Origin of the sequence: Phocaeicola faecium, assembly GCF_014837055.1 — a bacterium.
GTDB classification, from domain to species: Bacteria; Bacteroidota; Bacteroidia; order Bacteroidales; family Bacteroidaceae; genus Phocaeicola; species Phocaeicola gallinarum.
Map to the genome: position 1 here is coordinate 1 of NZ_JACSPQ010000004.1, position 20,104 is coordinate 20,104.

At 46.7% G+C, this 20,104-nt stretch carries 16 protein-coding genes, 1 tRNA gene and 2 pseudogenes; 8 read left to right on the forward strand and 11 right to left on the reverse strand.

The features are described 5' to 3' along the window. Positions 1–134: 134 nt before the first annotated feature. Positions 135–422: pseudogene (locus tag H9626_RS06660) on the reverse strand (IS66 family transposase); the annotation flags it as partial. Positions 423–814: 392 nt separating this feature from the next. On the opposite strand from H9626_RS06660, the gene H9626_RS06665 reads away from it, so the two are divergent. The 4 genes from H9626_RS06665 (at position 815) to H9626_RS06680 (ending at position 4,253) form a co-directional block, all read left to right on the forward strand. Continuing rightward, positions 815–2,044, forward strand: coding sequence for a site-specific integrase (locus H9626_RS06665; protein ID WP_191710008.1), 1,230 nt, complete (start codon positions 815–817; stop codon positions 2,042–2,044). Then, the gene (locus H9626_RS06670) at positions 2,041–2,412 is read left to right on the forward strand and encodes a hypothetical protein (RefSeq protein WP_071149580.1); all 372 of its coding nucleotides are present in this window, start codon (positions 2,041–2,043) and stop codon (positions 2,410–2,412) included. Before H9626_RS06665 ends, H9626_RS06670 begins: the two co-directional genes overlap by 4 nt. Positions 2,413–2,679: 267 nt before the next feature. Beyond that, positions 2,680–3,867: a primase-helicase family protein gene (locus H9626_RS06675; RefSeq protein ID WP_071149579.1), complete on the forward strand. Its 1,188-nt coding sequence runs from the start codon at positions 2,680–2,682 to the stop codon at positions 3,865–3,867. A gap of 215 nt (positions 3,868–4,082) precedes the next feature. Next, positions 4,083–4,253 (forward strand): hypothetical protein, encoded by a 171-nt coding sequence (locus tag H9626_RS06680; protein ID WP_178256060.1) that lies wholly within the window; start codon positions 4,083–4,085, stop codon positions 4,251–4,253. Between the two features lie 269 nt (positions 4,254–4,522). On the opposite strand, the gene H9626_RS06685 is transcribed toward H9626_RS06680, so the two are convergent. Genes H9626_RS06685 through H9626_RS06695 form a run of 3 tightly spaced genes read right to left on the reverse strand, consistent with a single transcriptional unit; the run spans position 4,523 to position 7,493 of the window. Next, a complete protein-coding gene (locus tag H9626_RS06685) occupies positions 4,523–5,821 on the reverse strand; it encodes an MBL fold metallo-hydrolase (protein WP_071149578.1) in 1,299 nt (432 codons plus the stop codon). After that, entirely contained in the window at positions 5,812–6,987 is a 1,176-nt protein-coding gene (locus H9626_RS06690; protein ID WP_191710009.1) for a hypothetical protein, read from the reverse strand. The genes H9626_RS06685 and H9626_RS06690 overlap by 10 nt, the downstream gene beginning before the upstream one ends. Continuing rightward, a complete protein-coding gene (locus H9626_RS06695) occupies positions 6,984–7,493 on the reverse strand; it encodes a hypothetical protein (protein ID WP_191710010.1) in 510 nt (169 codons plus the stop codon). The genes H9626_RS06690 and H9626_RS06695 overlap by 4 nt, the downstream gene beginning before the upstream one ends. 252 nt (positions 7,494–7,745) lie before the next feature. On the opposite strand from H9626_RS06695, the pseudogene H9626_RS06700 reads away from it, so the two are divergent. Continuing rightward, positions 7,746–8,417, forward strand: a pseudogene (locus tag H9626_RS06700) (IS982 family transposase); the annotation flags it as partial. Between the two features lie 59 nt (positions 8,418–8,476). Here the strand turns inward: H9626_RS06700 and H9626_RS06705 are convergent. Beyond that, positions 8,477–9,097: an HU family DNA-binding protein gene (locus H9626_RS06705; protein ID WP_191710011.1), complete on the reverse strand. Its 621-nt coding sequence runs from the start codon at positions 9,095–9,097 to the stop codon at positions 8,477–8,479. A gap of 346 nt (positions 9,098–9,443) precedes the next feature. On the opposite strand from H9626_RS06705, the gene H9626_RS06710 reads away from it, so the two are divergent. Genes H9626_RS06710 through H9626_RS06720 form a run of 3 tightly spaced genes read left to right on the forward strand, consistent with a single transcriptional unit; the run spans position 9,444 to position 14,394 of the window. Further along, complete coding sequence (locus tag H9626_RS06710) at positions 9,444–11,702, forward strand: aconitate hydratase (RefSeq protein ID WP_178255673.1); 2,259 nt, start codon at positions 9,444–9,446, stop codon at positions 11,700–11,702. A 51-nt stretch (positions 11,703–11,753) separates the two neighbouring features. Beyond that, positions 11,754–13,013, forward strand: coding sequence for an NADP-dependent isocitrate dehydrogenase (gene icd / locus H9626_RS06715; protein WP_178255672.1), 1,260 nt, complete (start codon positions 11,754–11,756; stop codon positions 13,011–13,013). A gap of 40 nt (positions 13,014–13,053) precedes the next feature. After that, positions 13,054–14,394 carry a citrate/2-methylcitrate synthase gene (locus H9626_RS06720; RefSeq protein ID WP_178255671.1) on the forward strand — a complete coding sequence of 447 codons (1,341 nt, stop codon included), beginning with the start codon at positions 13,054–13,056 and terminating at the stop codon, positions 14,392–14,394. 71 nt (positions 14,395–14,465) lie between these two features. On the opposite strand, the gene H9626_RS06725 is transcribed toward H9626_RS06720, so the two are convergent. From H9626_RS06725 to H9626_RS06750, 6 genes are all read right to left on the reverse strand, one after another. Beyond that, positions 14,466–15,065 (reverse strand): RNA polymerase sigma factor, encoded by a 600-nt coding sequence (locus tag H9626_RS06725; protein ID WP_178255670.1) that lies wholly within the window; start codon positions 15,063–15,065, stop codon positions 14,466–14,468. Between the two features lie 118 nt (positions 15,066–15,183). Further along, positions 15,184–16,548: a TrpB-like pyridoxal phosphate-dependent enzyme gene (locus H9626_RS06730; protein WP_191710012.1), complete on the reverse strand. Its 1,365-nt coding sequence runs from the start codon at positions 16,546–16,548 to the stop codon at positions 15,184–15,186. 129 nt (positions 16,549–16,677) lie between these two features. Continuing rightward, positions 16,678–17,889, reverse strand: coding sequence for an L-serine ammonia-lyase (locus H9626_RS06735; RefSeq protein WP_178255668.1), 1,212 nt, complete (start codon positions 17,887–17,889; stop codon positions 16,678–16,680). A 116-nt stretch (positions 17,890–18,005) separates the two neighbouring features. Continuing rightward, positions 18,006–18,078, reverse strand: a tRNA-Lys gene (locus H9626_RS06740). Between the two features lie 351 nt (positions 18,079–18,429). Then, a complete protein-coding gene (locus H9626_RS06745) occupies positions 18,430–19,557 on the reverse strand; it encodes an AI-2E family transporter (protein WP_191710013.1) in 1,128 nt (375 codons plus the stop codon). A 157-nt stretch (positions 19,558–19,714) separates the two neighbouring features. Further along, positions 19,715–19,951: a hypothetical protein gene (locus H9626_RS06750; protein ID WP_178257563.1), complete on the reverse strand. Its 237-nt coding sequence runs from the start codon at positions 19,949–19,951 to the stop codon at positions 19,715–19,717. Between the last annotated feature and the right edge of the window lie 153 nt (positions 19,952–20,104).

Here is a 20,104-nt window from a genome sequence, read left to right on the forward strand (position 1 = left end):
ATCATAACTTGGCTTTTTGGACGTAAAGTTAATGATGGAAGTTGGAGACGAAAATACGTGGTTTACCGAATGCTTACTTCTTATCAACGAGTATAAAGTTGACAGGAAGAGTTTGCTATTCTATAGTATCTCTATTAGACTTCAATTGGATTTTCGTTGGACTTCTTCAACTTCCAGACATCCGGAAGCAGTTCCCGGATGTTTTTACCGGAGTCCTTCTCCTGATAGTATGGAAGTCTGGCGATGACATCGTTCAGCCATTCTCTCGGATTGACTTCCTGTGCCTTGCAGCTGGCAAGCAATGAACAGATGACCGCTGTATTTTCCGCAGCTTCATGATTCCCGCAGAAGAGGAAGTTCTTTCTTGAGAGCGTCAGAGGACGTATCGCATTTTCAGCCAGATTATTGTCTATCTTTAACGTGAGTTCGATATAAAGATTAAATTTATTTCTCTGAAAAATAGGAACATAGCGATAAAAGCATTAAATTTATAGTGTCAAGTTATACCATTTAAGCGATTACCACTATGTTCTCAGAGGCTAAAGTTACGGAGAATCTCTGGAATAACCTCCAAATTTCGGAAGATTAACGCAATAGAAATTGGGAATTAAGCAGTTAGGAGAAAATCACGGAAGTTGGAAAAGGGGCTGAAAACCGTTTCAAAGCGGATTGAAGCAAAAGAACGGTTTCCTATCCGTTACCCGATGGAAGTGCAGATTTAACAGTCACCGTTCCGTTTGCGCCGCTCTGCGTAGGTTTGCTTGTCAAGGTTTAACTCGTTGATTTATAGTTTTGCAACCAAAAAAGAACGAGTATGGCAAGAAGTACATTTCGCGTGCTGTTCTATGCGAACGGCAGCAAGGAGAAGAACGGAATTGTCCCCATTATGGGACGGGTTACAATCAACGGGACGGTGGCGCAGTTCAGTTGCAAGCGGAGCATCTCAAAGGAACTTTGGGACGCAAAAGGCAACCGTGCCAAGGGCAAGAGCGTGGAGGCAAGGGAAACGAACCTTGCACTTGACAATATCAAGGCGCAAATCATCAAGCACTACCAGCGCATATCCGACCGTGAGGCATATGTCACAGCGGAAATGGTACGCAATGCTTACCAAGGCATAGGCTGTGAGTACGGAACATTGCTTAATTCCTTTGACAGGGATAACGAGGTGTTCAATAAACGTGTCGGGAAAGACAGGGTTATGGCTACTTACCAGTCACGGGTGCGGGCAAGGAATCATGTGGCGGCATTCATCAAGTCGTTTTACAAGCGCAACGACATGTCGATGCTGGAACTTACTCCCGATTTTATCAAGGAGTTCGCTGCTTATCTCTCAACCGAAGCAGGATTACAAAACGGGAGTATTTGGGCAAACTGCATGTGGCTGAAAGGCGTGGTGATGCGTGCGCACTTCAACGGGCTGATACCGAGAAACCCGTTTGCGCAGTTCCACATCAGCCCTAATGTCAAGGAGCGTGAGTTTTTGACTGAAGACGAATTGAAAGCGGTGATGACACACGAGTTCGCAGACCCGAAGCTGGCATACATCCGTGACCTGTTCGTGTTTGCGAGTTTTACCGCTCTTTCTTTCGTGGACATCAAGGAACTGACTACCGACCGCATCGTGGAGGTGAACGGCGAGAAGTGGATTATCTCCAAGCGTCACAAGACTGGCGTACCGTTTCAAGTGAAGCTGTTGGACATTCCCTTACAGATAATTGAGCGTTACAGACCGTTCCAAGAAGACAATCTCGTTTTCCCAAATTTGAACTATTGGTCAATCTGCAAACCGTTGAAGAAAATGATACGGGAATGCGGTGTAAATAAGGACATCAGCTTCCATTGCTCACGTCATGGATTCGCAACCCTGGCTCTCTGTAAGGGTATGCCGATAGAGAGCGTAAGCCGTATTTTGGGGCATACGAACATCGAAACGACCCAAATCTATGCAAAGATTACCGTAGAGAAATTGGATAACGACCTGACTATGCTGGGCGACAAGCTGAGCAAGTCATTCGGCAATATCAAAGTGGCAGGAATATGAAACGGACAACAATCACGATGGACGAGTACGGCAGGGGTGCCGTACCGTCCGATACTGCCAGCGTATGGATGAGCGAAATGGAGTTAATGGAACTTTTCGATGTAATCGCCCCGACACTCCGTGCAGCCATCCGAGCCGTATACAAGAGCGGAGTATTGAAGCCCTACGAGGTGGAAAGGCGCATTAGACTGCCCAACGGCTACTTTGTAGATGTGTACGCTATACCAATGGTCGTAGCACTGGCTTTCCGAATTGACACACCGAGTGCGTCAAGTGTTCGCAATGCCTTGTTAGAAAGGCTTTGCTTGCGAAAAGAAAAACAAGTGCTGTGGCTTTCGATAAGCAACAGACAGCCGTGTAAATGTTAGCATGTACGGTCATGCGGCAATACGCCCATGCGGTCACACAATCCCGTCAGTCCGAAGAAGTGCGGTTTCGCTTCTTCGGGCTATTTCTTTTCGCCTTTTGACGGCTGATATTACCCGTTCCGCTGCATTTTCTTATCCGTCAGTTTTTTTGCGCCGTTCTGCATCGTTTTACGTATCAATGTTTTAGCCGTCCTGCCGTAGCTTTGCACCCATGTTTAATCCGCTTGCCGACAATACGTTGGCGGCACTAAAATCTGTATTAAAGACATGGAAAAGAAAGAAGAATTCATCCGAGTAGGCACTACGCTCTACAAAATTGTGGACCAGCCCCGCATCGATGGCGGCTATGTGAGGAAACGCATCGCATGGAACTCCGAGACCCTGCGGCAGGACTACGGCAAGGATTATATGGCGAGCGTCCCCAAGTATGACGGCTTCTGCACCGTACCCGACCATGTGGGCTACAAGCCCGTAGTCGGCAAGTTCCTCAACCTCTATGAGCCGATAAGCCATGTTCCCGAACAAGGGGATTTTCCCTGCATCCGCTCGTTGGTGGAACACATCTTCGGCGAACAGTACGAATTGGGTATGGACTATCTTCAACTGCTCTACCTCTATCCCATTCAGAAGCTACCCATTTTGTTACTCGTGTCCGAAGAACGGAACACGGGCAAAAGCACGTTCCTGAACTTCCTGAAAGCCGTATTTCAGAACAACGTGACGTTCAACACCAACGAGGACTTCCGCAGCCAGTTCAACTCCGACTGGGCGGGCAAGCTGCTCATCATGGTGGACGAGGTATTGCTCAACCGCCGTGAGGACAGCGAAAGGTTGAAGAACCTCAGTACCACGCTTTCCTACAAGGTGGAGGCGAAAGGCAAAGACCGTAACGAGATAGGCTTCTTCGCCAAGTTCGTGCTTTGCTCCAACAACGAGCACCTGCCCGTCATTATAGATGCTGGTGAGACACGCTATTGGGTACGGAAGATTATGCCGCTACGGAGTGACGATACCGACTTCCTGCAAAAACTGAAAGCGGAGATACCTGCTTTCCTCCATTTCCTGCAACACAGGCAGCTATCCACCGAAAAGGAAAGCCGTATGTGGTTCAATCCGAAGTTGCTGGAAACGGAAGCCTTACGGAAGATAATCCGCAGCAACCGTAATCGGTTGGAGATAGAAATGGCGGAACTGCTGCTTGACATCATGGCGAAGATGAAGGTGGAAACGGTGTCTTTCTGCTTGAACGACATCATTCCCTTGCTGGTCTGTTCACAAGTCAAGGTAGAGAAGTCGCAGGTACGGAAAGTGGTACAGGAGTGCTGGAAGCTCACACCCGCGCCCAACGGTCTTACCTATACCGCCTACCAATACGGCGGCAATGACCGTTACCAGACCCGAAGAAGCGTGGGCAGGTATTACACCGTCACGAAAGGGCTGCTGGAAAATCTTTGATATTCTGTTGAATTGTTGAATAAGGGTAATAAAGTATTGGTATATAAGAATATGCAACCTCAACAAACCGTCAACAACACACAACGGCTGATGAAAAGAAGAAGCAACGGTACACACCATCAACCTTGCCTTTTCTTTTCGCATCCGTTTGTTGGGCGGTACGCTTTTGTTTAGAGATTGTTTAGAATGTATTTTGCAATATATCAAGCTGTTATGTGTACAATTCAACAGTTCAACGCTTTTTCACCCCTCAACAAGTCCGCCGGGGAAGCAACAGAGGTGAACGCCGCTATCCGCCGGCTGGTCGGACGGACTTCCGTCCTGCCGACCGACAAGGGAAAGCCCTCATCGCTGGCGAAACGAAAAAGGCAACCAATGTCCGCTGACATCACCACCGACACCGCCGCAGGCTTTTGGGGAACAAAAAGCCATAGCTCATTAGGGCGTTTTCTTCACGCACCGCTTCGCTCATGCTAAAAACACCCTAATGAGCCAACGGGGTTACACCCCTCTGGACACCCCGTTTACTTCTGTTGGAAGCAGCAGGTTGTCCTTTGGAGCATTCAAAGGGCTGGGTTACTCTAAAGTCGAACCTCTGTTTTTCTATGGTAGCAAGTTTGTGTTTTGGGCAGACCAAAACTAATCAGCTCTACGCTCAAATAAATTCGATGTCTAAATCGTTATTCAACTTACGACTTGTAGTTACGATTCTCTCTTGCAGTAGAGGAGGTATGTCAATAGAAGAGAAATTAGTTTCTTTATCCCTGTGAATGGGGAGAATAGCGAATCGGGGATTGGTTGATATGCAGACGTTGCGTAATGCGTCTATTGTTGCATGTCCGCTGGTATGAAGTTGTATCACATCCGTGAAGCGTTCTTGCAACTTTATATATTCTTCATTCCTTGTATCATCACGGTTGATGTAGCCCTCCCACATGGAATAGATGAGTAATGGTTTCTCTTCTATGGGCAGTATCGGAAGAATCCGATCTAAGAGTATGTGGAATTTATCACTTGCCCGTACAAACATCGTGAAGCCATTTTCTGCCATCCATTCTTTCAATTTAATGTTCCAATCTCTATAAGTGTATATGGTACCGAATTTGAAGCACGAAGAGCTTCTTCCCATCGAAGATCGCTTTTCTCCTGCCGTTGCAGAGAAGATGTCAAGAATGTCCTTTTGGTAATCATCCGCCAATAAAGGACGTTGGGGAAACATGTTCCGGGTGGCATTCTTGAAACTTGCCAACCGTTCCATGTCTGTCGACGAACAATGAACAAACACATACTTATGCTTCTTCATTAGTTCGGTGGCTTTTTGCGACAATGCTGTTTCGGTCAGAATGGTTTCATCCTTTCGGGCAAGCATGGTTCCCTCTATGATTAACAAATCTACTTGACCGATATACTTTTGAATTGTAGGAAGCAACCCTTTGCTCAGATAGCCATGTCCACGGAAATCGCCCGTATGGAGGATGCGTTTCCCCTCCGCTTCTATCAGAAACATATAGGCATCATAGGCAGAATGGCTAACGAAATAAGGAGTGACCAAGATGTCCCCGAAACGCAATGGCTGTTTTTCGTGAAACGTGTGCATTCTAGAAGCAGTCTTTAAGGCACGTTGATACTTGCATTGGTCTGATTCGTTTGGCAAGAAACATAATTGTTTGTATTTCCTACAAATTACTTGCTTGGCCACTTCGCCGATATATTGAGGAACACTGTCCGGAACGTGATGAAATAATCCGATGTGGTCGCCATGATAATGCGTGTACAATATGGCGGAACAGCCTTCCGTGATTCTAGCTATCGCACGGTCGTTGTCATAGACATCTTCATCTTCTGCACGATTGGGCAAATTATGCCCTAAATCAATGATGATGCTTGCGTGGGCTGTCGATATGCGGGTAATCTGTCCGCCTATTTGCGTGGCACGATGAATGGTTATCTGCATAAGTCCGGATAACTTACGATAATGGTTTCAAACATTGTATTCTCTTTCAGCTCCTCTATGGAGTTTTTGCGATTTTCCCTTCCTTTAGAAAGTATGCCTTTGTAAGTATTTACAATCAATAATATAGGCTTTAGAGCTATGTGTTCTATTTCGGTCTCTCCATTCCATAAATCAATCCGTTTCTTAATCCGTAACAACTTGGTATAATAATCCTTCAATACTTCCGTATGTTCACGGATGAAATGGCTGTATTTCGTCATCTGATTAATGATTTCAGGTTTCTTGTCATTGCTTCTCAAACGGGAATCAGTGATTAGCTTTATCTCGATGAACCTCAATTCATTTCCTTTCAGCTCCACCAAGTCAAATCGGATAAGATTGTTTTTCCCAATCCGATAGGCGAATTCCGAATCAATGTAGCGTTTTGGAAAACGTAATTTCAGTTCTCCTTGAACCCACTTCTCATTAGATGTATATACTCTATTTTGCTCATCCGTCTTTTCTCTTTTGGAAAGCTTATGGTATTCTTCACGGATATTTTCTTTGATGAGGTCTAAACCCTCCTTACTGTGAAGTATTTCCGTACAATCTTGATATAGGTCAGTTTCATCGGGTTTCCCTAAATACTTCCGATGTGTTTCAGCCGTAATCTTCCCACCTGTCCAACGAAGTAAGGCTACATTACCACCATAATAATAAACATTGACGTAGTTGTCTTTACGGATTTCCACATAAAGTGCCTTGTCTTCCAAAATGTTCTTCCAACATTGGGGAGGATTATTTTCTAATTCTTGCCACAAGCGGCATTCTTCATCTAAGGCATCAAAACAGCCGTTGGCATTAGGTTTGAGCATATTCATTGTTATATCGTTTATTTCTTTTTCGCTGATTTCCCGCTTGACTGGAGTTGTTTTCAATTTTCGGGATTTCATTTCTTGCTGCTCTGCTTTCATCACAGCTTCTATGGCTTCAACTTCATGTCTGTAATACCATGTTTCACCTTCATAATCGGTTTGAGGTGATAGAGGCAAGCCATGTTTTTTAGCCCGCAAATGGTATATCATAGTAGAGAAATCATCAAGATACACCACCTGATCGCTACAAATCCATTCTCCGTTATTATTGCGTACTAAATGCCACTTTTGTTTTTCTTTTTGTTCTATCACGCATATTCAAATTTAGGTGAATCAATCAAGACATTTTCTTCCTCTTGCTCATCATCCGATGTCGGTGTAGCAAGTCGCACTGTCCCATTGTGCATAGAATTGTCTATTAGTAAGGTCAATGGGAAGATACCCGCTTCTTCATCAATAACGACACTTCCATCCGGTCTCTCCATATAAGCAGAATCGATACCATAAACGAAGATGTGCCGACTATATTCTTTCATGGCGTGATTGATTTGTGGGTCTTGCTCCGCATCGAAAGCACCTCCTTGGGTTAAGTCCATGCCGTAACTTAGGAAAGAAGCCGCGCCGCACGATTTTTCGAGCAAGCGCATGGTGGCGGAATTGGCATATAAATTCAAGGCATAGTCACCGCTATGTCGCTGATGGAAATCACGCTCAAATACTTTTACCTCATCACGGAAGGTCTTGCCGTCCGACTTTCTACGCCCATCATAATAATCTTCAGGGTTGAATGCGTAAGTTTCTATAATCTCTTTTTCCATAAGCAGACGGATTTTATAGTACAAAAAAACTAAATTTTCCCTGCAATAACGAATCTTGTGCTTAAAATGTTATTGTAGTATATCCAATTTTTGTACTTTTGCGTCTGTAAGAGTTACTCAAACAAGCAAAGCGATGCAGACTACGGAAATTAGAACGGTTGCTAACTCATTACCCTAAAACGAGATAAATCTTCTAACTCTCTTGATTTCAAAGAGGTATATTCCTTATACAGATTTACAGAGATTTATTGTATGGCGGATGATTTTTGCAAAGAATTTGCCAAGATACAAGAAAAATACATGGTTGACGACAAGAATCGTAAGCATCGGAACAAGCCCAACCGGATGAGCGATTCGGAAATCATGGTCATTCTGATTCTGTTCCATTCAGGAGGTTTTCGATGTTTCAAACATTATTACAAGGAGTATGTCTGCAAGCATCTGACGCATCTCTTTCCAAGACGTGTGTCCTACAACCGTTTTGTAGAACTGGAGAAAGAAGTCCTGTTACAGTTTACTGTCTTCATCAAGGAAGTCTTGCTGGGTACTTGTACCGGTATCAGCTTTGTGGATTCCACGCCGTTGCGTGTATGCCGGAATCAACGCATATTGATTCATAAGACCTTTGAGGGACTAGCCGGGCGTGGGAAAAGTTCCATGGGATGGTTCTTCGGCTTCAAATTGAACTTGATTATCAATGACAAAGGGGAAATCCTCAATTTCATGTTCACGCCCGGAAATGTGGATGACCGTGAGCCGTTGAAACAGGAAAATTTCCTGAAGAACATAAAGGGAAAGCTCTGTGCGGACAAAGGGTATATAGGTCAGGCACTATTCGAGAATCTTTTCACGAGCGGCATACAGCTGATAACCAAAGTGAAGAACAATATGAAAAATTCCCTGATGAGCGTAGCAGACAAAATACAATACTCCCCAAAGAACCATTCCCTCTTTGGGGAGTATCCGTTTTTTAGGGTAAAATATTATTCCCCCTCCCCGTCTGCTTCCTTTAACTTATACACCCGGTGCGGGGCGCGCCCTTCGAAGGTCAGCTTACCCGCTTTAATCCACTTGTTTAACTCACGCTGTGCGTTCGAGCGCAGCAGGCCCGTCAGTTCGCTGTATTGCGTGCGGGTTATCGCGCCATGCTTCTGTAAATATGTTTGCAGGCGGGCGAACCGCTCGTCTTCGGTAAAGCGCGATGAACTTTCGCGGAACTTGCGGAAACGGTCGGCACGCTCCAGACTGCCGTCGCACCGGAAATTCTTTGCAGGTTGAAGGTTTATCTTGCCGAAGTGGATGGACTGCGCGTGAATCTCATTTTCGGCTTTTATCTCGCGGTCGGCTTGCAGGGATGCCTCGGCGTAACACATACTGCCAACCTGAACCCGATAGCCGTAGCTCAGGTGGTGAAGCACGCGGCGTTCTATCTCGGTCATTACGCCTACCACCGTCCCCGGCTCGAAGCTGGATTCCGATGCTATTTCATGCACTAATTGTTCCCACGACACCGTTCCGTTTGTTACTAATTTAGGATACAGAATACGTGTTTTTCCCCCGTCTTTCGGATTGGGAATAGAAAGAAAGTCATACTTTGCTGCCATGTTATTCGGTTTGTTATGGTTGTTTTTTTATAACCCGGCAGGCTGGGCTGTATAACCCGCCTTGCCGGGTTATATAACTCACTTTGGCGAGTCGTACGACCCACCTTGCCGGGTTATGGAATTTTTGCTTACAAATATACAACATCAACGGGCGGAATGCAAGAGCCGGTAGCGGGAAAAACCAATCATCGGAATATTAAAACAGGCTTTTAATAGTATTGTTATATTTATTCGATTCTTGCTTGTTGTGTTATCAAAATGATGTTATTTATGGGAAAATAGTTGAATGTTGTGAATATATTATTTATATTTGCGGAAAAGTGTATACAGAGATAAAAATAATCGTATGGTTTACGACATTGACATGTTAAGAAAATTCTATGCGCTCTATCCGGAGCGGGTAGAAAAAGCCCGCAAGAAGTTGGGCAGGGCGATGACGCTGGCAGAAAAAATATTGTATGCTCATTTATATGATGAGGCAAACGAGGGGTTGGAATTTCGTCGGGGAGAGGATTATGTGAATTTCCGTCCCGACCGCGTGGCGATGCAGGATGCTACGGCGCAAATGGCGTTACTGCAATTCATGAATGCCGGAAAATCGGCTTCGGCGGTTCCCGCCACCGTGCATTGCGACCATCTGATTCAGGCTTATAAAGGGGCAGGTGTGGACTTGCCTGCCGCTTGCGAGGCGAACAGTGAGGTTTACGACTTCCTGAAAAGCGTGGCGGCGAAATACGGACTCGGTTTCTGGCGTCCGGGGGCAGGGATTATCCATCAGGTAGTGCTGGAAAATTATGCTTTTCCCGGCGGTATGATGGTGGGCACCGACTCGCATACGCCGAACGCCGGCGGACTGGGCATGATTGCCATAGGCGTGGGCGGCGCGGATGCTGTCGACGTGATGACGGGAATGGAATGGGAGTTGAAAATGCCGAAACTTATCGGGGTGAAGCTGACCGGACGACTGAGCGGATGGGCTGCACCGAAAGATGTGATACTGAAGTTGGCGGGTATCCTGACCGTAAAGGGAGGAACAAATGCCATTATTGAATATTTCGGCGAGGGAACTGCCTCGCTTTCTGCAACAGGCAAGGCGACCATTTGTAACATGGGAGCGGAAGTGGGGGCTACCACTTCGGTGTTCCCCTTCGATGAAGAGATGGTTCGTTACTTGCGGGCTACGGGGCGCGATGAAATCGCTTCGCTTGCCGAGGCTTGTGCCGACTGCCTGAGAGCGGACGATGCTGTCGTAAACCGTCCTGAAGGGTATTACGACCGCCTTATCGAAATCGACCTTTCATCGCTCGAACCTTATATCAACGGGCCGTTTACGCCCGATGCCGCCTGTCCCATATCCGAGTTTGCGGCAAAGGTGAAAGCAAACGGTTATCCGCAGCGGATGGAAGTGGGGCTGATAGGTTCGTGTACCAACTCTTCGTATCAAGACCTGAGCCGTGCGGCTTCACTGGCACGTCAGGTTAAGTCGAAAGGGCTGAAGATGGCTTCCCCGCTGATAGTCAATCCGGGTTCGGAGCAGGTGTACTGTACGGCGAAGCGCGACGGGATGATAGCCGATTTCGAAGCTGTGGGCGGGGTTATCATGACCAACGCCTGCGGTCCGTGTATCGGACAGTGGAAGCGCGAAACAGACGATAACACCCGTGCCAACTCGATAGTAACCTCGTTTAACCGCAACTTTGCAAAGCGTGCTGACGGAAACCCGAACACACACGCTTTTGTGGCTTCGCCCGAGCTGGCGATGGCACTTACCATAGCCGGCGATTTGTGTTTCAATCCGCTGACCGACACGCTGGTAAACGAGCAGGGTGAGGCGGTGAAACTGGATGCTCCGCAGGGTGAAACCTTGCCCGAACGCGGCTTTACGGTAGACGATAACGGATACGTAGCTCCGGTAACGGACGGTGGCGACATCGAAGTAACCATCCGTCCCGACTCGGCGCGGCTTCAGAAATTGCAACCTTTTGCGCCGTGGGACGGAAAAGAATTGACCGACATGCCGCTGCTGATTAAAGTGCAGGGGAAATGTACCACCGACCACATTTCGATGGCGGGAGCATGGCTGCGTTTCCGAGGACATCTGGAAAACATTTCCGATAACATGCTGATGGGGGCGGTAAATGCTTTCAACGGGAAAACAAACTGCGTATGGAATAGACTGACGGGCGGTTACGAAGCCGTATCTGCCGTGGCGAAACAGTATAAAGCGGCGGGGATTCCTTCTATCGTGGTGGCAGAAGAAAATTACGGTGAAGGCTCAAGCCGTGAACACGCGGCGATGGAACCGCGCTTCCTGAATGTGCGTGTCATCCTTGCCAAGAGCTTTGCGCGGATTCATGAAACCAATCTGAAAAAGCAAGGCATGTTGGCATTGACGTTTGCAAACAAAGCCGATTACGACAAGATACAGGAACACGACCGCATATCCATTCTCGGACTGAAAGACTTTGCGCCCGGACGTCCGCTTTATGCGGTTATTACGCATGATGACGGAACCACTGAAACTTTCGAGGTACTGCATACCTACAATGAGATGCAAATCGGTTGGTTTAAGGCAGGAGCAGCACTGAATAAAGTTAATAGTTGATCATCGCGTTTCGTTTTTCATTCTTGATTATTAATTTTTAATTGAATACAGATGAGCAAAGTATATATGAAAGACGGGAAACTGGTTGTTCCCGATAATGTAACAATTCCCTTTATCGAAGGAGACGGAGTAGGAGCGGAGATAACCCCCGTATGTCAGCAAGTGGTAAAAGCCGCTGTGGAGTTGGCGTATCTTGGCAAACGCTCCATCGAGTGGAAGGAAGTGCTTGCTGGAGGCAAGGCGTTCGAGCAGACCGGCGAATGGCTACCCGAAGCCACGATGGACGCTTTCCGTGAATATCTTATCGGTATTAAAGGGCCGCTTACCACACCTGTAGGCGGCGGAATCCGTTCGCTGAACGTAGCGTTGCGCCAAACGCTCGACCTTTATGTATGCCTTCGTCCCGTGCGTTGGTTTAAGGGCGTGGTATCTCCGGTAAAAGAACCATCGAAAGTAAACATGCACATTTTCCGTGAGAATACCGAAGACATCTATGCCGGCATCGAGTGGGAGCAGGGTACGCCCGAAGCCCGGAAGTTTTTCGCTTTCCTTCGCGATGAGATGGGCGTAACGAAAGTCCGTTTCCCCGAAACCTCTTCGTTCGGCGTGAAACCCGTATCGAAAGAAGGTACGCAACGCTTGGTGCGTGCTGCCATCCGCTACGCGCTGGCACAACAACTGCCGTCGGTAACGCTGGTTCACAAAGGAAATATCATGAAATTTACCGAAGGCGGCTTCAAGCGTTGGGGGTATGAAGTGGCTGAAACCGAATTTGCCGACCAAACGTTTACCATGAATCAGTACGACCAGATAAAGAAAGACTTGGGCGAAGAATCGGCAAAAGCTGCGGTGGCAAAGGCTATAAACGACGGAAAGGTAATAATAAAAGACTGCATTGCCGACGCATTCTTGCAGAACACGCTGCTGATTCCGGAGGAATATTCGGTAATTGCTACGTTGAACCTGAACGGCGATTATATTTCCGATCAGCTTGCGGCGATGGTGGGCGGCATCGGTATCGCTCCGGGAGCAAACATCAATTACCTGACGGGACACGCTATTTTTGAAGCAACCCACGGGACAGCTCCCAACATTGCCGGAAAGAATGTGGTTAACCCGTGTTCGCTGTTGCTTTCGTCTGTCATGATGTTAGAGTATCTGGGATGGAACGAAGCCGCCCAACTGATAGTCAATGCTCTGGAAAGAGCCTTCTCGCTGGGCGAAGCCACTCCGGACTTGGCGCGTTTTATGGACAACGGAAAACCCATAGGGACGGCAGAGTTCGGTAAGCGGATTGTGGAGTTAATGTAAATGTTTTGTTAGAAACCAACTTAGTTGAAAGGAAGAAAGCATGAAAAAAGAATACATCGTATATAAACTTTCGGAGTGTGCAAAACAGGCATGTAGAATAGACAACGAACTGTTTACAAAATACAACGTGAAGCGCGGACTTCGTAACGAAGACGGAACCGGTGTATTGGTGGGACTGACCAAGATAGGTAACGTGGTGGGATATGAACGTACCGAAGAGGGACTGAAGCCCATCCCCGGAAAATTGTTTTATCGCGGTTACGACTTGGAAGACATAGCCCACGCTTTGTTAAAAGAGAAACGTTTCGGGTTTGAAGAAGTGGCTTACTTACTGCTTTCGGGTGAGCTGCCGGACAGTGAGCAGTTGGCATCTTTCAAGGAGCTGATAAACGATAACATGCCGCTGGATAAGAAAACCACCATGAACATCATCGACCTTGAAGGTCAGAACATCATGAACATCTTGGCGCGGAGCGTGCTCGAAATGTATACGTTCGATCCGAATCCCGATGATATTTCACGCGATAACCTGATGAGGCAATCTATTGAGTTAATCTCAAAATTTCCTACTATTATCGCATACGCCTATAACATTTATCGCCACAGTATGCACGGGCGTTCGCTTCACATTCGTCATCCGCACGAGAACTTGTCGCTGGCAGAAAACTTTCTCTACATGATAAAGAAAGAATACACTCCGCTGGAAGCGCGGATGCTGGACTTGCTGCTGGTGCTTCAGGCAGAACACGGTGGCGGTAACAACTCTACGTTTACCGTGCGTGTCACCAGTTCTACCCGTACCGATACTTATTCCAGCATAGCTGCCGGCATCGGTTCATTGAAAGGTCCGCTTCACGGAGGAGCCAACATTCAGGTGGTAAAAATGTTCCATCACTTGAAAGAAGTAATATCCGACTGGACGAATGTAGATGAAATAGATACTTATCTTACACGGATGCTTAACAAAGAGGCTTACGATGGCAGCGGACTGATATACGGTATCGGTCATGCCGTTTATACCATATCCGACCCGCGCGCCGTGTTGCTGAAAGAGCTGGCGGGTGAGCTGGTGGCAGAGAAAGGATGTGAGAAAGAGTTTGCTTTTCTTGAGTTGCTGGAACAACGCGCCATCGAATGTTTCAAGAAAGTGAAAGGTTCGAAAAAAAGAGTATGTTCGAACGTCGACTTTTATTCCGGCTTTATTTATGAACTGATGGGGTTGCCTCACGAAATCTATACCCCTCTGTTTGCTATGGCACGTATCGTAGGATGGACGGCACACCGTATTGAAGAACTGAATTTTGAAGGACGCCGTATTATTCGTCCGGCTTATAAAAATGTGTTGGACGAAGTAACTTACACGCCGATATCGGAACGTTAAAATGTATACCGGCTGATATGATGGGGTATCCGAAAGAAGCGACAGACTTTCTTTAGGATACCCCGCTTGGTTTATGGCTTTCGCTTTAAGGCTTCCGGTAGTTCATAAAAGCCCTTCGGCTGCATTTTGTTTTTTATTTTTACACAAAGCGCGGTAAGACGTTTTGCACAAGTGGGCTTTTTCATACCCATTTCGTCGGCTATCTTTTGGTAGCTCAAGTTTTGGTAAAAATGAAGTGCCAACATCTCTTGCTCGATTTCCGAACATTCTTCGATAACCTCATCCATCACATCGTATGCCTTTTCCAAAGTGATAAGTAAAGGAGTCGGGTTAGGCGATGCCGGCAGCCTGTCCATACGGTAATGTTCATTCCGCAGCGGTGCGTTCTGGTTCCGCCGGAAATAATCATTCAGGTAATTGTATGTAAGCCGCTTGAGCCACGCGCGGAATTGCCCGGTTTCGGTATATTTGCTTTTCAGTTTGGTGAATACATGGAGGAATACCTCTTGTATGATGTCTTCGCGTTCCTCCCGCTGTATGATTTTAGAAGCTACGATTTTTTCAACAGTTGTGTAGTATCGGTTATATAGAGCAGTTGCAGCTTCCGAAGAGTTTAGCTCACAATAAATTTTTATCAGTTCGTGGTCTGGTAAATCAAAAGAGTGGTTCATCGTGTTAATCAGAGTATAAAAAAGCACGGATTCGTCGAAAAAAAGTGTGTTGTGAATCCACCTTGTTCGATAGTCCGTGCTTGAATTAATTTTATTCTTATAAAAATGAATGCGGTTATTAAATCTTGTCTACTTCCTCCAGATTCTTTTCAATTTCTGCGTCGCTGAGTTCGTAATTCATCAGGTTGCCCGACAGATATTGGTCGTACGCACTCATATCAATCAGTCCGTGCCCCGACAGGTTAAATAAAATCACTTTTTCTTCACCTGTCTCTTTACACTTGTTGGCTTCTTGGATGGCAGCGGCAATGGCGTGGCATGATTCAGGCGCCGGAATAATGCCTTCGCTCTTGGCAAAAAGAATACCCGCATCGAACGATTCCAGTTGCTGGATATCTACTGCCTCCATCAACTTGTCTTTCAGAAGCTGAGAAACAATGACACCTGCACCGTGATAACGCAAACCGCCGGCATGAATGTTGGCAGGAGCAAAATTATGTCCCAACGTGTACATAGGCAGCAGCGGGGTATATCCTGCTTCGTCACCGTAATCGTATTCGAATTTACCTCTCGTCAGTTTCGGGCAAGAAGCAGGTTCGGCAGCGATGTATCGGGTTTGTTTTCCTTCCAAGATGGTATGACGCATGAACGGGAAACAAATGCCTCCGAAGTTAGACCCACCTCCGAAGCAGCCGATGATGATGTCGGGATATTCGCCTGCCATCTCCATTTGTTTTTCGGCTTCCAGCCCGATAACCGTCTGGTGAAGCGTAACATGGCTTAAAACCGAACCAAGAGTATATTTACAGTTGGGAGTAGTGCGTGCCAGTTCTACCGCTTCCGAGATAGCCGTACCGAGTGAACCCTGATGATTCGGATATTTAGTCAGTATATCTTTACCAGCCCGGGTAGACATGGAAGGCGAGGGAGTTACCTGTGCGCCGAACGTTTGCATGATACTGCGGCGGTAAGGCTTCTGCTCGTAACTGATTTTTACCTGATAAACAGCAGCCTCCAATCCGAATACTTTCGCTGCATAAGCAAGTGCCGCTCCCCATTGTCCGGCTCCGGTTTCGGTAGTAATGTTGGTTACGCCCTCTTGTTTGCAATAATATGCCTGAGCCAATGCCGAATTCAGTTTATGAGAACCGATGGGGCTTACACTTTCATTTTTGAAATAAATATGTGCCGGAGTGCCCAGCGCTTGTTCTAAACCGTATGCCCGTACCAATGGCGTACTCCGATAAAACTTGTACATTTCGCGCACGGCTTCGGGTATTTCTATCCACGTGTCGGTTTGGTTCAGTTCCTGATGACATAACTCTTTGGCAAAAATCGGATAAAGATCTTCCGGTTTTAGCGGTTGTTTGGTTTGAGGATTCAACGGCGGCAGCGGTTTGTTCTTCATGTCTGCCTGAATGTTATACCAATAGCGTGGTATGTCATTTTCTGATAAGAAGTATCTTTTTTGTTTCTTACTCATGGTGTGTTGTATTAAATTTCTGACAAATTTAAACAAAGGAAAGAAGATAAACAACAAATTGACTAATAAACTCGTTCTTTGTCTTCTGTTTTTCTGCTTTGTATACGGTTTGCTTTATTATTTGAATGTTTATAAATCCATCGGCTGGTAATTTTTTGCCAATCCTCCTTCGCTGGTTTCCTTGTAAAGCGAAGGCAAATCATGTCCGGTTTGCTTCATCACTTCGATTACTTTGTCGAACGAAACGCGATGATGTCCATCCGAAAAAGCCGAATAGATATTAGCATCGAGTGCGCGCGCCGCAGCGTAAGCATTGCGCTCGATGCACGGGATTTGTACCAGTCCGCACACCGGGTCACACGTCATGCCCAAGTGATGTTCCAATCCCATTTCGGCTGCATATTCAATTTGGGTAGGACTCCCGCCGAACAGTTGGCTGGCAGCAGCCGAAGCCATCGAACAAGCCACCCCCACTTCTGCCTGACAACCTGCCTCTGCTCCGGAGATGGATGCGTTATACTTAACGATATTTCCCACCAGCCCCGCTGTGGCAAGGGCACGCAGAATGCGGGCAGTGCTGAATTCACGGGTCTGTTGCAGATGGTAAAGCACGGCGGGTACTACTCCACATGCTCCGCAAGTAGGCGCAGTAACGATTTTTCCGCCCGAAGCATTTTCTTCGCTTACAGCCAGTGCGTAAGCAAATACCAGTCCGCGAGACTGCAAGCTGCCTTTATATCCCTTCGCACGTATGTAGTAGGATGAAGCCTTGCGCCGCAGGTTCAGCGGTCCGGGCAGCACACCTTCGGCATCCAATCCGCGGCGTACGGCTGCCTGCATGGTCTCCCATACTTCGGCAAGGAAATCCCATATATCTTTTCCTTCACATTGTTCTACATACTCCCAATAACTCTTGCCGGTATGTTCGCACCAATAGAGAATCTGGCTCATGCGGTTCATTTCGTAAACATCCGGAGTTGATTTGGAGTCATGTCCCTCTTCTGCCAATGCGCCTCCCCCGACACTGAATACCGTCCATTCGTCGGTAACCTTTTTGTTGGCATCGAGCGACTTAAACGTCATGCCGTTCGGGTGAAAGGGAAAGAAAATATGCGGTTGCCACAGTATTTCTACCGGGGCATGTGGCTGTATAACATCCATGATGGCGACATCCGTCATGTGTCCTTTGCCGGTAGCGGCAAGACTCCCGTATAGCGTTACCTGAAAAGACGCTGCTTCGGGATGGCGTGCAAGGAATTGTTCGGCTGCTTTTCTCGGTCCCATCGTATGACTGCTTGATGGTCCTGTTCCGATACGATATAATTCTTTGATTGATTTCATGTGTGTGTTTATTAGTTCATGCAAACTTAATAAAAATCGTTGTAACAACCGAAACAAGGGGATATAAAAAACAGAAGCTGTCTCATGTTTATGTTTGAGATAGCTTCTGTTTTTCGTGATCCAGCTGGGGCTCGAACCCAGGACCCCAACATTAAAAGTGTTGTGCTCTACCTGCTGAGCTACTGAATCAATCCGTATTGCAGTCATTTCCTGATTGCGGGTGCAAAGGTATGACTTCTTTTTGAAATATCCAAATGTTTTGATGAATATTTTTTCTATCCAGTCGGATTGTGTTCCAGACTGGGGTAGGGTATAACAAATTTCTATTCGGCGGATTCTAATATCCGCCAAATAGAAATTGAAATAGGTCGAATTTGTAATTAGCTTATTTAAAGTGTTTTACGCTTCCCCCTCGGAGCTTGAAAAATTCTACCGTTAGCGTTGGTCAACTCTATGGGTAGAATGGGCGAACGCAACCGCATGGGATAGGCAACGCTTCCCATAGCGATTTTTTGGGGGATTTTGCCGGCGGAAAAAGCATCACTGTTCGTTGTCGGGATCACCGGAGTCTTCCTGCGAGGACAGGAAGTTCAGGTTTCCTTTCTTGATGAACCGCTGGTAGTAGGATAGCAGCAGGGTGGTGCAGGGGAGGGCGATAATCATACCCAACATGCCCATAAGCGAGCCCCATACCGAAAGCGAAAGCAGGATGATGGCGGGGTTGAGGCCGGTTATCTTTCCCATGATTTTCGGTACGAGGAAGCCGTCTTGGATGAGTTGGACAACGGCGAATACCAGCAACGCCATACCTAAAATCCACCAGAAGTTTTCGCCCGTGTCGGCAGCTTTCAGCAGGGCGAGCAGGATGGTGGGCACGAAGCCGATGATTTGGAGGTAGGGAACCATGTTGAGCAGTCCGATAAACAGACCTAACCCGATGGCAAGCGGGAAGTTGATTATCAGGAAACCGATACTGAACAGGATGCCTACACAGAAAGCTACCATGGCTTGTCCGCGGAAGTATTGGTTCATGCTCACTTTGATGTCGGTGGTGATGCGTATGGCAGGAGTGCGGTATTTCATGGGAAGCAGGTTTATCCATCCGTTGGCTATCTGCTCGTAGTCGAGCAGGATGAAGAACAGATATAGCAGCATGATGAATACCGTTATGATGGTGATGATGATGTTATAGGATGTAGACAGCAGGTTCCACATTTGAGGAACTAATTTGCGGAACAGGTTGACAAGATTATCCATGTTCAGCGTTTCTTTCAGCCATGCATAATCAATGTTTTCATGCAGGAATTGGGTTATCGTATGGGGAATGGACGAACCTGCACCGCCCTCCGTGAAGTAAATGTCGAGCAGGTGTTTCAGCTTTACGCATTCTTCTATCATCGGCGGAACCAGCAGATAAAAAGCGCCTGTTACTACCACCAGCAGACTTATCATAACGGCGAAAATAGCTATGACGCGGCTGCGTATGTGCAACTTTTCTTGGTAGAAAATAACGATAGGATAGATGAGGTAGGCAATGACCCACGCTATGAAGAAAGGTAACAATACGCCGCTGAGTCTGTTTAACAGCCACAGGATGGCGATGACAACGGCTCCGCTCAGCGTTCCGCGAACAAAACTGTCGAATGTGATTTTCTTTTGAATGAACATTGTGTCTTTAATTTGTTTTAACAACTCTCGCAAATATACGATTTGTATGGGGAAATCACAGCGTTTGGGTAATCTTTTTATACGTAAATCCCTGTGTTTGTAATGCGGTGGCGATTATAAACACAGGGATTTGCAGTGAGGCTTATGCGTGCAGGCATCAACGTTTGTTTTCGTGTTTCTTTTTCAGTGTCCAAATCCACAGACTGAAAAACAGGTTTGCGATGCTCAGCACGAAGATGATTCCGAACACGATGTGTACGTTCGGGTTCGGGCAGAAACAGATAGCGGCAACACATGCCAGCATAGTGAGCAGGGTAAGGGCGTAGTTCCACGGCGAATCATAGTGGTTGATTCTGAAAAGCGTATCAAGCCTTTTGTATTCTTTGTTTTCCATACGCTATGTGTTTAAAAGGTTCTGTTTCTTGTTAACGGACTTACACGGAGGGCTGCTTGTAGAGTGTTTTTCATTGCTTGCCCGTCGCGTGTAAGTCCGAGTTTGGTTCATGTCCCTGTCACAGGGGATGCCTTTAAGAGAGATTTATTTATA